Source organism: Treponema sp. UBA6852 (assembly GCA_002449305.1).
Lineage (GTDB): Bacteria > Spirochaetota > Spirochaetia > Treponematales > Treponemataceae > Treponema_D.
The window spans coordinates 38,347-53,076 of record DKDI01000004.1; the positions used below are offsets into that span (position 1 = coordinate 38,347).

Genomic DNA, 14,730 nt, shown 5'->3' on the forward strand with positions numbered 1-14,730 from the left:
TTGAATATTTTATTTTCTGCCATTATCGCCTATCTGATAAATTATAGCATGTCCTTAGTAAAAAAAATCACCGCCAGCAGAAGCAGCTTGCAAACAGCAACTTCCGCCGACGGCAAAAACTAGAATGATGTTCTATGCGGAAACTTCATTTTCGTCAGTTTCTTCAGAGGAAGATTCCAAAGAACTTTCTGTAACAACATTGACTTTTGAAAAAGCCGTTGACTCAATCTCTTTTCTGATTTTCAGCGGATTTCTTTACTTTATCAATGGAAATCTTGTATGCCACTTTGAACAGTCTAATTTTGTATTTTGAAGGCCTATATATTTTAGAATAACCGCATTGCACAGCCTTCGCAGATAATATTCATAATCTGTAATTCGGACTTCAGATTTCGGATATTTATTATTATCCTTGATATTTGATGATTCAGTTTCCGCAACAAACAAATTCTCATGGAACAATTTATTTCTCAAATTTGAATATGTTGACAACGATAATCTTAAAAAATCTTCTTTTGAAAATTCTTTTTTCTTCAAATTATAATTCATATCAGCAGTATATAATTGGATATAGTTTATATTTAGTTTTTCAAGCATTTGCGCAATATTTCTGCCTGCTTCTTTTTCAATCTTTATATTAGGATAATATGATTTCAAAAACTGCTTGCAAAAAGCTTCTAGTCCAGAAAAACATAAAAAATATGTTATTTCTATACACGGTCTGCGCATATGAAATGGTTCTGTAACTTTGTAAACCAAACTTCTAAATTCTGAATTATGTTCAGTGTCAAAAACAGAACCTTTTTTCATATTACACAAGTCATTTTTATCTATAAGCTTTAAATAAAGTTTCTCTACAATTTCTTTCTGAATATCAAAATACATTGAAAAAGGGGCACTTGCACCTCGTCGTTCAAAATCAGCTTCATACGAATCACTTATACAGTTTTCATCTTTTATCAGCTTAATAATTACATCTTGCTGCTGCACAAACGTTAATACAGGCTGCATATAAAAAATGAATTCATTTGCATCAGTTTCATTTGTTTCAATATAGCCTGTAAGATTATAATGATACTTATCTTTTGAAACTTTCACTTCGTCCCAAAATGGCAAATGATATTTTTTAGGTTCAAAATTAAAACCATTGAAAGAAAATGCCTGTTCAAAAAAGAAACCGTAAACAGCAAATCTCATTATTTTTCTCCTACGCTATTAATCATCAGGTTCAATAATTTCTCCAGACATTGCTTTGCATACTTTCAATTTAAGAATTTCATTCTCAAAGAAAATTATAACATATTTTTAGCGGATTTGCAGGGGAAATTCAGTTTTCTATATATAGAACTCCATTTTCGTACAGTGTTTCTGGCGCAATATCTATGTCATCATTCCAGACAGCAGTCTGACCATTAGTACAAACAGAATTAAACAACGAAACATCCGCAAGAGGTTTGTACATCGGGTATTCCAAATAAGGCTTCATGTCGAAAATCTTTTTTACGCCTTGCTCAAACGTGAGAAGCAATCTATATCCATTTAGAGGTTTTACATTTTTTACAGTCCAAACAGAATTCATAAAAGATCCTATTGCAGAGGAAGAATTTTCACCAAGTTTTCCTTGTTCTTTGCAAGTTCCCAGGGGGAAAGCAACTAATTTGCTGTTTTTATAAACGCCTTGTACAAGGCCTCAGCCATCATCTTTTTCATAAACTCGTATTTCTGCTTGTCCTCGAACCAGGACTGATACGCTTCCATATTTTCCATGTATGAATTTTGGAGAGTGTCATCAAACGACTTGGGCATTATATTGTTCTCAAACATCTGACGGCCGTTTGAGCGCGCCGACTGCATCAGTTTCTTGTCCTGCCTCATTGTGTTGTAGACATCCTCAAAAATAACGCGGTCGCGCTCTGTAAATTTTGCTCCAAATTCCTCGTTTATCTTTTTTATGACTTCTGAAAGCGGAGTTTTCTTTTCCTTTTCGCCCACACTGTTTTTTATCCGCTGCGGCTCAATAACGCCGTTCTCTTTCTTCAGCTCAACAGCGCCTTCAAATGTCTTTTCAAGCTTATAATATTCAAGCTTAATCTTGCTCGTAATATCAATCATTGTCTCCTTGTCCTGCGGAACAAGTTTTTCAAGATACTTGCAGAACAGATACTCGCGGTGCAGGTCTTTGGAGAACATACGGATTATCTGGGCAATAAAGTTGTACCATTTTACAAACGAGCGAAGCAGTTTTCTGAACTGGTAACGCTGCTCCTGGTTAAGGCCGTTGTAGCCGTCAACAACAGGCTTCAAGGCGTTTGTAATCATTGCCTGCCGTGAAGGATTCTTTTTTTCTTTTAAATAGATGTCTGTAACGTTTTTAATATCTTCATCATTGTAAATCTTGTAGCTGCGCAGCATTTTCTGCGTCTTGTAAATCAGGTTTTTATTCAGCTCCTCCTTTAATTCTGTTGTCTGATAATACGGCTGGAACGCCTCAAGAATCTGCTCTTTTGTATTAACAAAGTCCAGAACAAAAGTGTCTTCCTTTCCGTCGCAAGTCCGGTTCAGGCGGCTAAGAGTCTGCACAGCCTTTACATCGCGGAGCTTCTTGTCAACAATCATCGTATGAAGATAGCTTTCGCTGAATCCTGTCTGATATTTTTCCGCTACAATAAGAATGTTTCCTTCGTTATGGAAAACCTGCTTTGTCTGCGCTTCTGAAACAGAATTTCCGTTATGGTCTTTGTTCATCGAGCTTTCTTTGTATTCCGTTTCGGCAGGGTCTTCCGGGTCTTTCAGGCTTCCTGAAAACGCTATGAAAATTTCAAGGTTCTTATACGCCTCGTCTTTTTTTGCCTCATTTTCTATGTAGCGTTTTATCTCATGAAAATAGCGGACGGCAGCAAGGCGGCTTGCGGTAACAACCATCATTTTTCCGCGTCCGTTGATCGCGTTTCGAGTCCTGTCCATATAGGTTTCAACAATAATCTGCGCTTTCTGCTGCAGGTTATGCGGATGCAGCTCTTCATAACGCCTGATAAGTTTTGCGCTCTTTGACGCAAAGACCTGCGGATCATCCGGAGATTCCTGAATAATCTTGTAGCAGTTTTTATATGTCGTATAGTTTTCAAGGACATTCATGATAAAGCCTTCTTCTATGGCCTGCCTCATTGAATAGATATGGAACGGCCTGTAGCTTCCGTCTGTCTGCTTCTGGCCGAACATTTCAAGCGTCTTGTTTTTTGGAGTGGCGGTAAAGGCAAAGAAACTTAAATTCTTGTGGTTTCCATGGGAAGCCATTTCCCTTATAAGCTCGTCCTCTCTGTCATCTGACTTTTCCTCAGCCTCCGCTTCTATTGCCTCCCACTCCTTAAGAGCATCGGTTTTGTCTGCAAGCGCGATTTTAAGCTTCTTTGCGCTGTCGCCAGTCTGGCTTGAATGAGCCTCGTCAACAATAACAGCGAACTTTTTGCCTTCCGTTCCTTCCACCTGCTCGTAGATAACAGGAAACTTCTGCAAGGTTGTGATTATTATGCGCTTTCCGTCGTTGATTGCATTTCTAAGGGCTTTCGATTTCCGCTCGCCGTCCACCTCGGTCTTGTCATCAATAGCGATTACGCTTCCAAGCGTGTGGTCAAAGCCGGAAACAGTTTCCTGAAGCTGCTGGTCCAAAACCTTGCGGTCTGTGATGATTATTACAGAATTGAACATCGGCCTGTCATTGTCATCAAAAAGAGAGGCAAGACGGTAAGCTATCCAGGCAATGCTGTTGCTCTTTCCAGAGCCTGCGCTGTGCTCAATCAGATAGTTTTTTCCGCTGCCGTTTTCCTTTGCATCGGCGATAATCTTACGCACAACGTCCAGCTGATGATAGCGCGGAAATATAATTCTTTTTACAAGCTTAGTTTCCTCTTTGCCATTGCCGTTTATAAAAGTTTCCTCGTGCCTGTCAAAATGAATGAACTTCTGGAAAAGCTCCAGCAGCTTGTCTTTCTGAAAAACTTCTTTCCATATATATGAAGTTACATAGTCGCCGTCTAAAGTCTGCGGATTTCCCGCGCCGCCGTCAGTTCCTGCTCCGTTTGAGCCTTGATTGAACGGCAGAAAATCGTCTTCCTTTGCAGGCTTTTTTGTCGCCATAAAGGCATTGTACAAATCAACGCAGAAGAAAACCAGAACGCGGTGATTGAACTTGAAGCAGCTTTCTTTTGCGTCGCGGTCGTTAATCCATTGGATTTTCGCATTGTCCGTGCTCTGCCCCGTAAGCTGATTCTTAAGCTCGGCCGCAACAAGCGGAATTCCGTTCACGGCAAGCATAAGGTCAACAGAGTTATTGTTTTCTGTGGAATAATGCCACTGGCGCACACAATGGCACACATTCTGCTTATAATGCTCAAGCGCAGTCTGGTTCAGCGCATTTTCCGGCTTAAAATAGCACACCTTGAATTCAATTCCCAAATGCTTGAATCCGTGCCGCAGAACAGAAACCATTCCGTCATTATTGACCGCGTCCTCAAAGCTCTGGTAAAACTTATGCTCCGTGCTGTCAGGATTCATTTTTTCAAAGCGCGCCCAGGCTTTTGGCTGAGTATCCTTAACGAATCCAATCAAGGTCGCAATATCAAGCGCGTAGCCGTCGGCATTTCCGGCCCTGTAGCCGGCATCAATGCATTTTGTCCAGCCGCCTTCCTGTGAGATTAAGTATTTTTCAATGTCTGCTTCAAACTGTTTTTCTGTGTCCGGCATAATTAAACCTATTTTTTACCCAAATTCTGTATTTCATCAATAAGCAAATCCACATTGCACATAGTATAATCACCAGAATATGAATCTTGATTTCTAACCCGCAATAGCTTTGCATTCTCTAACGCAACATTTAAATTATTCTTCAAGAGCTTATATATATCATTTTTTTCAAGCCATTCTTGTTTCTTGCAATATCCAGAAATATATTTGCATAGCTCTTTTATTAAAACATCTTGATTCTTATAATTCTGTTTTGGCAGGACATAATGCAATAAAAACCATGCTTCAAAACAAGGCATGGAATCTGCAACTTCAATTCCCTGCCCCTTTAATTTGTCAGGATTGTTAATCAAGTCCAATGTCGCTTTCGGAAGTTTTTGCGTTAGCAGAACATCCCTGTCAAAAACAAGCCAGACATAATCATAAGCTCCTGATTTCTGCTCTTCTTTGGCATAATCCAATAAAGTTCTTAAATTGCTATGCTTTGGAAGATCGGGCCGAATTTTCAAGGAAGAATATCTTTCAAAACCTTTTAAACGCTCAAAATATATCTTTTCTGTTGTGCCTTCCACTACCAGCAGCATTGTCTTCTGAGCAGGCTTATTTTTTCTGGCTCTGTATTTGATATTACTGCCCATTGAACAAATCCTTTAACTTTTGAATATCAATATTAGGCAAGGCCCCAAATTTTCCAGCCTGATACAGTTTTTTTCTGGAAGTTTCTTTCCTTAATCCTGAATAATCAGATATGGAATCATAAACACTGTTTCCTTTTTCAGTCTTGCCGCAAAACCAGACTTCATCATCCAGCAACAAGCCAGAGTCAAGCAGTTCCTGATTGTGGGTTGTGAACAACAGCTGTGAGTCTTTTGACAATTCAAGAAATAACCGCAAGAAGGCTTCAACTAAATCCTGATGCAATGAAGATTCCAATTCGTCGATTATTGCCATGCTAGTTGCACAAGAGTCTACGAGCGGTTTTATAAGTTCAAGCAGTCTGATTGTGCCGGAAGACTCAAAGCCCAAAGGCAAAGGATAATTTCTGCCATTATATTGATGAAAAACTGTCGCGCGGCGAGTTACATTTTTTTCCGCAGTATCATCATTTGGATTAACACTTTCTTTTTTTGCAGTTTCAACCTTAATATTGGAAATTGAGCCGAAATCTGAATACGACAAAAAACCGACAGCCTTTTTGTTGAACGAATCGTCTTCATCAAGTCTTTTTAAAATATCTTGAGAAATTCCGTCCGGGAAAATTCCGATATAATCTTTAAACCTAGCTGCAATATAAGTGAACACATCCTTGATTACTGTAAGATTTGTTTTAGAGCTGGCAGAAATGACAGTGCAGTTCGGCATAACAATATCTTCAACAGACTTTTTAGCGCCCTTTACGGAGCTTCCCCATTCGATATTATTCTCTGTGCGGTTAAATATAAGCCTAGGAAGTTTCTTAGGATAATAGCTTAATGACTCCTCTACAATTTTTTTACGGTTCATTTTCAAGCGGTAGCTGTATTTCACATACCGGCTTTCCTCGCTGCTCAACACAAAGAAATTCAAATCAAATTCTCCGCAAATAGAGTCCATCTGCTCATCTGTAAAAAGGAAAGGAATTAAAGGAATCTCTGAATTCGGCCTGCTGCTGTAGAAAGAATAAATCATAAAGTTAAGATAAAATCTTAGCGCAAGCGCAATATTTGACTTGCCTGCGGCATTCGCCCCGTAAACACAGGCCATTTTCAATAACTTTGTTCCCCCAACTTCAATATAGTGAAGAGAATCCGCCTCGTCATAACCGGAAGGCTGAAAACTAACCGTTTGCTTCTCACTGATTGAATATGTATTTGCAATGGAAAAATCAATAATCATAACAAACCTCTTCTGTATTATCGCCAGAAAAAGCAAAAATTAACACCATTTTTGCAAAATTTACGCAAAAATTCAATTACTTTTAACAATAAACAGTGATAGTAATTCTATTTTACACTCTCCTTTTTCCGGTTACGGCTTCAAATATCAGGGATTTCTTGTATTCGGCAAGGTCTTTTATGAGCGACTGTTTTTCTGAAATAAGGGAATCGATTTGGGCGCATTTTTTATCTAAATAATTAGAAATTTCATTTTGAATTTTTATACTTGGATTTGGAAAACTAAAATTTGAAAAATCATGTTGATACAAATGAATAATTGTACTATTTCCAGCATTTATATAATTAAACCATTTCCAAAAAATATTAGACTGCAAAATCCAAAATAAAAAACGAGTTGAACATACTTTTTTATTCTGTCGAATTAATAAAACTCCACTATTTAAAGAAGTTTTATCAGGCATATTGTTTACAATTGCAACTTTTCCGACTGTTCCATCTTTTGTAATTAGCAAATCTCCATTATTAACTTGAATTTGAGCGGCTTCTTCCCATCTGGAATATGGGACACGCACACATGATTCCCAATTGATTTCTCCATTGCTAAAATTTATACCTGTGATTAAATAACAGCCCTCATCGGAGTACTCTTGTGAAGTCAAACCTTGCCAACCAATTCTTCCTGCTAAAGTTGCAATATGTTTTATTCTTGTAATAGTAAAATTTTCCGGAATCTCGCCGAGCCATTCAATTCCGCTGTTTTTCTTTTTGCAGCTTAAGTTTTTCCCGGTAACCGCCTCAAAAATAACGGACTGCTTCCATGCCTTGTACTCTTCTATCGACTTTTTTGACTCCTCGATTATCGAGTCAATTTCCGAGCATTTTTTGTCAAGAAAGCCTGCGATTTTTGTCTGCTCGGAAAGCGGAGGAAAAGGTACTTTTATAGACTTAAATTCTGAAGAATAAGTTCTCCACCGCATCTGCATAATTCCACGACCTTCTGTATAACATTTTCCATTAAATTGTGGAGTTCTGAATAAATAATGATAATATTTCGGAAAGATTAAATCTAAGTTTTTAGGAGAATAAACATCATAAGCAGGGCTTGTTACTCCATCAAAATCAGATATTCCCAAAGCACCCATCCAGCATAGAATTATATTTACAACTAAATCGTTTTTATAAACATGCTTATATCCATCGGCATTTTGTGCTTTATTTCCTGTGGTCTGTTCAATATCGTTATGCTGCAAAACGCCTTTATCTGTATAAACTGAAATTAGATTTACTTCAGAAAGAGGTTTATAATTTCGCTCATCTCGAATTTCAAACAAATATCTAATTTGCCTTGTCGTCCACTCATCCGGGATTTTTCCAATCCAATCTATTCCGCTGTCTTTCATTGCTTTATCCTGTTTTTTACTGAATCCAAATCATTCTTTTTGAAAATCAGTCTTCTGCCATTACGTTCCAATATCCGTTCTTGTTTGAGCCCGCCCTGCTTATCATGCCTTTCTTTTTTAAGGCAGAAATTGCATTGTCTATAGTGGTTTTTCCAACTCCTACTATTTTTTCAAGCTCAGGCTTTGTAACACTTGGATTATTCCTGATTTCTGACAAGACCTTCAGCTGTGTGTTATTCAGTTTATCACCCACTTTATCACCCACTTTATCACCCACTTTATCACCCATATCATTAATCCAGTTAAAAGGAATTTTTACAAGAATTGAATTTTCATGAAATTCATAAACATCTTTGCCGTATATGCTGATAATTTTTGGAACGCCACGGCCTGTTTTTTCACTGATATGCAGCTGCAAAAAGATTTCTGACAATTTTCTGTTTACAGGAATTGATTCTCCTCTGAAAAAGCCTTCAATTGTCTGCTCCGGAGGCAGAACACCTCTTGAAAGAATTTCAATTCTGTCAGAAAAAACTGTAATCATCGGCTCATTTTCTGTTACCCATTTATTATGAACAAAAGCATTTATAACAGCTTCCCTGAACGCATCATTTTCAAAAAGCGGAACTTCTTTTCTTTCTACAATCCGCTCTTTTTCATCAGCCTGAATAATATTAAGAACATCTCCATAGCGAAGCACTTCTTCCAAAGTATACAGAATGCACTGATACCCAAATTCCCTAATGGAATACATTTTATCTGCCTTTGTTTTTCCCGAAAAAATTGCGACCCTAAAAGGAATCTGCGAGTTATCGGAAAGTAATTGTGCTAGAATATTGTATTTTCCATCTTCTGTCAGAAGATTCAGATTTTTTTTAAAAGTCTCGGCATTAAGTTTTATTCCTTTTGCTCCATAATAAATGAAGAGTTTTTCAAAAGTTAAGTCCTGATATTTTGACGGTGTATTTTCTATTGTCGGAAATCCATGCCGGAGCACTTCGAATAAATAGGATTCTTTTTCCGGATATTTTCTAAGGCTTTCCTTGCTAGAACCAATTCTTATGTATCTTTCATTATCAAAGCTTGTAGGAACAGTTTTTGCCGCTGGAATAGTAAGCACAACGACTTTCTTTCCTTCATAAACAGTTTCGTTAAAAGTGAAATTTAAATCGGGAGTAATCTGACGGGCTAAAAAGTGCTTCAACGGCTCATTTTTTATATCCATATTACTGTTAAATGTTGTTCCAGTAACAGAATGTGTATCATTGTGAATTCCCCAGACAAAATAAGCGTTTTTTCGCCCTTCTATAGCGGCACTATTCGAGAGAGCAGAAATATATTGTCCCAACTGCGTTTGGTCAAACCAGTTTTCTTTAAATTCAAACCATTCACGTTCTGTATCAAAAGAACGAAGCTCATCAAGTAATTCGTGCAAGGCATTTTTCACTTTTATTCCCCTCTTACTTTTTTCCAGCGTTCTCTATTTGCTTGTCAAATATATACTCGTTCAGCCTTTTTGTAGCCCATTGCCTAAACTGCGTGCCCCGCAGGGATTTTACACGGTAGCCAACGGAAATTATCACATCTAGGTTGTAATAAAGAACATCATGAGTTTGTGTTTTTCCCTCAATCGCTCCGTGTCTTGTGGTCATTCGGAAATTCCGAACAGCCACTGCTCTATCAAGCTCGCCTTCCTCAAAAATGTGCTTTATATGCTCGTTTATTGTGGACTTCGCCTTTTCAAACATACCGGCCATCTGCTCCTGAGTAAGCCAGACAGTTTCATCCTCAAAAATAACTTCCACATTTATCGTTTCTTTGTCTGTCTTAAAAATCGCAATCTCTTTTTCCATAAATACCTAGTTTTTTTATCCCTTAAATAGTCATCTATATTTCTTAATTCCTATTTTTTCCAGTCATTGATTCCCAAATAATTTTCAAAGCATCAGACGTTAAAATCTTTCTTTTTACATTTTCCGTCAGGTAATTCGGATTTATCTTTTTCTTTGAATAATTCAAAAAGGTGTTGCTTGTCTTTTCCATAAGAAGTTTTGTAAAATACTGCTCCCAGCTGAAATAATCCTTGCTTTCAATATAGTTTTCTGGATTTTCCAAAATCTTTTTTACTTCATTGTCATTTAAAATATCAGACTGGAGAATAAGCCACTCAAAACTTTCCGGAGCAAAAAGAAAAAGGTTTTCTCGTTTATTCAAAAGTTCGCCTACAAGATTCATCTGCGAGCCAAATGCGGCTCCGTCCGCTATTGCTAAAACTGCTTCATTCTTTGCCTGCAAAAGTTTTTTGAATATGTTGGATTTTCCGTTTGCAGATTCGCAAATAATTTTTCCGCCGCAGACCGCATTAAAAAAGTCAAAGCCAGAATTTGAATCTTCTGTTATGATTTTTTCAATTCTGCAATCATTAAAATTATTATTTCCATAGATTCTATAAAACTCGTGATAAACCTGTTTTAAATCCGCATATTTTCCGGATATATGGATTCCATAAATTTCTTCAATACTATAAGGAAGATTATCAAGACCTTCTCTTGTAACAATTACATAATAATTGCCGCTGTTTTTTACGGCCTTGGCAAAATCCGCGCTTTCAACAAATCGGTTCCCCTCATCAATAAAAATAATGCTGTCATTCATCAATGAAAGATTTTCTTCCCAGCTGTTTCCTTCAAGAACGCGGCACTTTTTTTTAGATGAAAGATTAATACCAGAGTCTGCTCCGTTCTGCTCGAACTCGCGGATCATATCCACAAGAGTTGTCTTTCCTGTCGCGCTGTCTCCTTGAATGACCGTGATGTTTCGTTTTATTGAAAACTCATACTTTACTTTGCTGTTGGAAATTGAAATAAAATATTTGCCTTTCATAACAAATCTCCTGCAATTTCCAAAAGCTCATCCATTGAATGGACAACTTTATTTTTGTTAACAACATTGAGCTCAAAACTGCCGTCGCCAAAATCCATCAAATGCCGAAGATTTACAGTAACATCTTTTTCATTTCCGATTTTCAAAAGCCATGAGGCGCAGTTGTTGCCGCAGTTTGAAGCATTGAAAATTTTATCTGAAATATGAGAAATCAAAATCAGAGTTTTTAGTCCGCCAGAAAGCGAAGTCGGCGGAATGATTCCCAGCACAGGACTTTCAATCGCTCCGTTTCCAAGAACCTTTGACTTGTCAATATCAAGAATCATCTGCTGAGTTTCTTTTTCCAAAAGCCAGCTTTCTTCATAAGAATTCTTAAAGAAAACACTAGTGTTAAAAATCACATTGTCGATTTTCCCGAATATTATGTTCAGCATTTACTCCTCCCCGAACAGTTTGCGAAGCTTTTCCATCAACGACTTTTCGTGCCGCTCTATGCGGCTTGCAATTTCGTCCGCTTTTTCAAGCTGCTTGTAGACATAGAATGTTCTTGTAAATGGAATCTCGTAGCCGACTTTTGTCTTTGATTTGTCTATCCAGGCGGCTTTGTTATATGGAAGAACTTCGCGCTCAAAATATTTGTCTATGTCCTCGTCAAGCGGAACATTTTCGTAGTCGCGCTTGTTGCTGTCCGCCTGGGCCTTGCCTTTTTTGTCCTTTACGAGTTCCCCGTTCTCATCTAAAAGTGGGCTTTCCACGGTGATTTTGTTATAGCCCAAGTCAACGCTGTCCAAGACTTTTGACTTGCAGATGATTGAATTTCCGTTTTCTGTTTTTTCCTCATAGCCTTTGTCAGAATATTCATCGTAGGCCCTTAAAATCATGTTGCGGCAGGCTGCCGTCAAGTCAACGCGCTTGTTGCCGATATTCTTGCGGCGGCTTTCGTAGCAGCTTGAAGCGTCTATCAGCTGGACTTTTCCGAGCCGCTTTTCATCCTTGTTTTTTGTAACAATCCATATGTATGTCGCGATTCCTGTGTTATAAAACGAGTCGTTCGGAAGCTGAATAATCGCATCAAGCCAGTCGTTTTCTATTAAGTAGCGGCGGATTTCGCTTTGCCCGCTTCCCGCATCTCCGCTGAAAAGGCTTGAGCCGTTCTGAATGATTGCCATGCGCCCGGTTTCCTTTAGCTTTGCAACACCGTTCAGCATGAACAGAAGCTGGCCGTCGCTTTTTGGAGGAAGCCCCGCGCCAAACCTGCCTTTTTCTCCAAGCTTGCTTTCCTTTTCAATGTCAGAAGCTTCTTTTTTCCAGTCGATTCCAAAAGGCGGATTGCTTATAATGTAGTCGAATGTGTAGCCGGAAAATTTATCGTCGTTCAAGGTGTCTCCGAACTGCATATTGTCCGGGTCTCCTCCGCGTATGAGCATGTCTGCCTTTGCAATTCCGAATGTAAACGGATTGAATTCCTGCCCGAAGCTTGTTACCACAGCATCCTTGTCGAACTGCCTTAGACGCTCTTCCATGCAGGTAAGCATCTGGCTTGTTCCCATGGTCATGTCGTAGACGGTCTTGCTTATTCCGTCAGAGCCAAAGGCGTTCTTGTCTCCGCTAACAAGAAGGTCGCACATGGTGTAAATGATGTCGCGGCTGGTAAAATGCGCTCCGGCTTCCTCGTCATAGCTTTCTGAAAACCTCTGGACAAGATTTTCAAAAATATAGCCCATGTCAATCGCGCTGATTTTTTCAGGAGACATATCGGCTTTCGCTGAATTAAAATCGCTTATAACCTGATAAAGAACCTTGCCTTCCTTCATCGTCTTTATCTGGTCTTCAAATTTCATCCTGTGCAGAATATCCTTTACATTGTCCGAAAATCCGTTGATATAATCCTCAAAGTTGTCTGCAATGTTGAGCGGGTCAGCTACAAGAGTTTCAAAAGTAAACTTGCTTGTGTTATAAAACTGGTAGCCTGAAGCCTTTGAAAGGAATCCGTCCTTTACTTCAAGGGCCTTTATTTTTTCATAAGTCTCAAGAACTTTCTTATGGGTCGGCAAAAGGCAGTCATGGAATCTTTTTATGATGCACATGGGCAGAATAACCAGTCCGTACTCATGAGGCTTGTAAAGTCCGACCAGTGTGTTCGCAACGTTCCAAATCAAGGCAGCTTTTTCCTGAATATTGCCGCCGACTTTATTTATCATCTGATCGCTTGTCAATTTATTACTCCAGAATCTCTGTTTTCTTTTAATGTGTTTAGATTTTTATTATAGCACGATTTTAGCCTGTAAAACAAAGCCAGCTGAACAATTTTAATGCGGCCATAGGCAGGGGGAAATCTGTAAAAATATTCCCACTATGTTAGGCAAATATAGTCACTATATTTTAAAATAAAGTAACTATATTTTGAAATATAGTTACTTTATTCGGGCAACTTAGTTACTTTATTTTTAATGGGATTTTAAGCGGAAAAACCAGCTTGATTTATCAGTCTATTTCCATCAAATCTTCTGCGGAACATTCAAGGGCTTTTGCAAGCTTCAGCACGGTTTCTGCCTTTGCTGAATTTATATTCTTCTGGCCCTGCTCGTACTGCTGAATTGTGCGCAGCGGCACACCAGAAATTTCTGAAAGTTCTTTCTGCGAAAATTCCGCCGTTTGCCTCTGCAATTTTAGATTCGTGCTCTGCTTCCTTGAATTATAAAGCTCTGCCATTTTTCCGCAGAAATGAGAAATATCCATCTCATGATACGGGCTGTACATTCCAAGAATCTCTTCTATCGGTATCAGAGAATCTATTTTCTTGAATGTCAAATTTGTCTGCCATTGAAAATATGCCAACGCCCAGCCAGCCCAGTATTCAGAACTTTTGTTCGCGGCCGGACGGTATTTTTTTGCAAGCGAAAAATCACCGGCAATTTCAAGAGCAAGCTCAACACCGGATTTTCCTGCAATCACAGATGACTCGCCTCTTTCAAATCTGGCTGAAATTTCAGACAAAAGAAACTTTTTATAAAATCCGCTTAACTTCTCTTTCAAGTCGTAGACAGCAAAATCGAGCATTGAGCCAAGATTGCCCTGAGCCTTTGAAAGATAGGTTTTATCGTAGGCGTGAATCATCGGCTTTTATCTCCTCGTCAAGAATCTGGACAATATACAAGTCTCCGCGCTGCCTTTTGTTCCGCTCAACATCAAAATATTCACGTCGCGCGCTTGTATCCCGCAATTCTTTTTTTGCGAACCATTCTGAATAATCGGCAGTTTCAGCTCCAATAAATCTTATTGTGTCAAAGGATTTTTTGCTTTTCAGGACAACTTGAATGCCTAGCTTTCCCAGTTTCATGGCGTTTCCAAGCTGGCGGACAGAGATTGCTCCGTTTATAAAATCCTGCGCAAATGAAAAATAGCTGTCATCTGCCCTGTAGCCAGTAACAATATCGTAATCCTTGTAAGGAACAGAAAAATTTTTCAGGAGATAATTTTTTGCCTCCTGTGCAAGAGCCGAGCCAATATCAAAAATTCTGTTTTCAAGAAGAATTGCAAGCCAATGAAGAATTGTATATTTTTCAGAATTCAAGTCCAAGACAGTCAATCCGCCGGTTTCAAGCTCATAAATATTTGCATATCCGTTTGAATTTTTTGAAACGCCCCATTCCTTAGCCATATCAAGCTCTTCCGTGCAATAAAATCCTAATCCGTAGTCGTTTATTGCCTTTCCAAAGCCAAAAATGGGTTTTTCTATAATTTTATTTGAACCATGATAAATCTTCTTTTTCATTGTTATATGATACTCTTATAGGAGTAGTTTTTCAAGAAAAGTTTATAGTCTATGA

13 protein-coding genes are annotated in these 14,730 nt (G+C 38.5%); all 13 read right to left on the bottom strand.

All coding sequences use genetic code 11. The features are described from left to right. Positions 1-255: 255 nt before the first annotated feature. The 13 genes from B3209_RS00625 to B3209_RS00685 all read right to left on the bottom strand — a co-directional run bounded on the left by B3209_RS00625 (position 256) and on the right by B3209_RS00685 (position 14,675). Entirely contained in the window at positions 256-1,197 is a 942-nt protein-coding gene (locus tag B3209_RS00625) for a hypothetical protein (protein ID WP_296664349.1), read from the bottom strand. 130 nt (positions 1,198-1,327) lie between these two features. Then, entirely contained in the window at positions 1,328-1,579 is a 252-nt protein-coding gene (locus B3209_RS00630) for a DUF2442 domain-containing protein (protein ID WP_296664348.1), read from the bottom strand. Between the two features lie 74 nt (positions 1,580-1,653). Beyond that, the gene (locus tag B3209_RS00635) at positions 1,654-4,740 is read right to left on the bottom strand and encodes a type I restriction endonuclease subunit R (protein ID WP_296664347.1); all 3,087 of its coding nucleotides are present in this window, start codon (positions 4,738-4,740) and stop codon (positions 1,654-1,656) included. 8 nt (positions 4,741-4,748) lie between these two features. Further along, positions 4,749-5,312: an RloB family protein gene (locus B3209_RS00640; protein WP_296664346.1), complete on the bottom strand. Its 564-nt coding sequence runs from the start codon at positions 5,310-5,312 to the stop codon at positions 4,749-4,751. A gap of 55 nt (positions 5,313-5,367) precedes the next feature. After that, positions 5,368-6,615: an AAA family ATPase gene (locus B3209_RS00645; protein ID WP_296664345.1), complete on the bottom strand. Its 1,248-nt coding sequence runs from the start codon at positions 6,613-6,615 to the stop codon at positions 5,368-5,370. A 112-nt stretch (positions 6,616-6,727) separates the two neighbouring features. After that, entirely contained in the window at positions 6,728-8,017 is a 1,290-nt protein-coding gene (locus B3209_RS00650) for a restriction endonuclease subunit S (protein WP_296689352.1), read from the bottom strand. Between the two features lie 46 nt (positions 8,018-8,063). Next, positions 8,064-9,464: an RNA-binding domain-containing protein gene (locus B3209_RS00655; protein WP_296689354.1), complete on the bottom strand. Its 1,401-nt coding sequence runs from the start codon at positions 9,462-9,464 to the stop codon at positions 8,064-8,066. Positions 9,465-9,477: 13 nt separating this feature from the next. Continuing rightward, the gene (locus B3209_RS00660; RefSeq protein ID WP_296689356.1) at positions 9,478-9,870 is read right to left on the bottom strand and encodes a virulence RhuM family protein; all 393 of its coding nucleotides are present in this window, start codon (positions 9,868-9,870) and stop codon (positions 9,478-9,480) included. A gap of 43 nt (positions 9,871-9,913) precedes the next feature. Beyond that, positions 9,914-10,900, bottom strand: a complete 987-nt coding sequence (locus B3209_RS00665) for a hypothetical protein (protein ID WP_296689357.1) — start codon at positions 10,898-10,900, stop codon at positions 9,914-9,916. Beyond that, positions 10,897-11,334, bottom strand: a complete 438-nt coding sequence (locus B3209_RS00670; RefSeq protein WP_296689360.1) for a DUF4869 domain-containing protein — start codon at positions 11,332-11,334, stop codon at positions 10,897-10,899. The genes B3209_RS00665 and B3209_RS00670 overlap by 4 nt, the downstream gene beginning before the upstream one ends. Next, entirely contained in the window at positions 11,335-13,116 is a 1,782-nt protein-coding gene (locus B3209_RS00675) for a type I restriction-modification system subunit M (protein ID WP_296689361.1), read from the bottom strand. Positions 13,117-13,384: 268 nt separating this feature from the next. Then, the gene (locus B3209_RS00680) at positions 13,385-14,017 is read right to left on the bottom strand and encodes a helix-turn-helix domain-containing protein (RefSeq protein ID WP_296689363.1); all 633 of its coding nucleotides are present in this window, start codon (positions 14,015-14,017) and stop codon (positions 13,385-13,387) included. Next, positions 13,998-14,675, bottom strand: coding sequence for a DUF3990 domain-containing protein (locus B3209_RS00685; protein WP_296689365.1), 678 nt, complete (start codon positions 14,673-14,675; stop codon positions 13,998-14,000). The genes B3209_RS00680 and B3209_RS00685 overlap by 20 nt, the downstream gene beginning before the upstream one ends. Between the last annotated feature and the right edge of the window lie 55 nt (positions 14,676-14,730).

Excerpts from the sequence above, each read along its gene's own strand:
- B3209_RS00630 (WP_296664348.1), bottom strand. The coding sequence starts at position 1,579 with ATGAATTCTGTTTGGACTGTAAAAAATGTAAAACCTCTAAATGGATAT.
- B3209_RS00670 (WP_296689360.1), bottom strand. The coding sequence starts at position 11,334 with ATGCTGAACATAATATTCGGGAAAATCGACAATGTGATTTTTAACACT.
- B3209_RS00685 (WP_296689365.1), bottom strand. The coding sequence starts at position 14,675 with ATGAAAAAGAAGATTTATCATGGTTCAAATAAAATTATAGAAAAACCC.
- B3209_RS00635 (WP_296664347.1), bottom strand. The coding sequence starts at position 4,740 with ATGCCGGACACAGAAAAACAGTTTGAAGCAGACATTGAAAAATACTTA.
- B3209_RS00645 (WP_296664345.1), bottom strand. The coding sequence starts at position 6,615 with ATGATTATTGATTTTTCCATTGCAAATACATATTCAATCAGTGAGAAG.
- B3209_RS00660 (WP_296689356.1), bottom strand. The coding sequence starts at position 9,870 with ATGGAAAAAGAGATTGCGATTTTTAAGACAGACAAAGAAACGATAAAT.
- B3209_RS00665 (WP_296689357.1), bottom strand. The coding sequence starts at position 10,900 with ATGAAAGGCAAATATTTTATTTCAATTTCCAACAGCAAAGTAAAGTAT.
- B3209_RS00625 (WP_296664349.1), bottom strand. The coding sequence starts at position 1,197 with ATGAGATTTGCTGTTTACGGTTTCTTTTTTGAACAGGCATTTTCTTTC.
- B3209_RS00650 (WP_296689352.1), bottom strand. The coding sequence starts at position 8,017 with ATGAAAGACAGCGGAATAGATTGGATTGGAAAAATCCCGGATGAGTGG.
- B3209_RS00680 (WP_296689363.1), bottom strand. The coding sequence starts at position 14,017 with ATGATTCACGCCTACGATAAAACCTATCTTTCAAAGGCTCAGGGCAAT.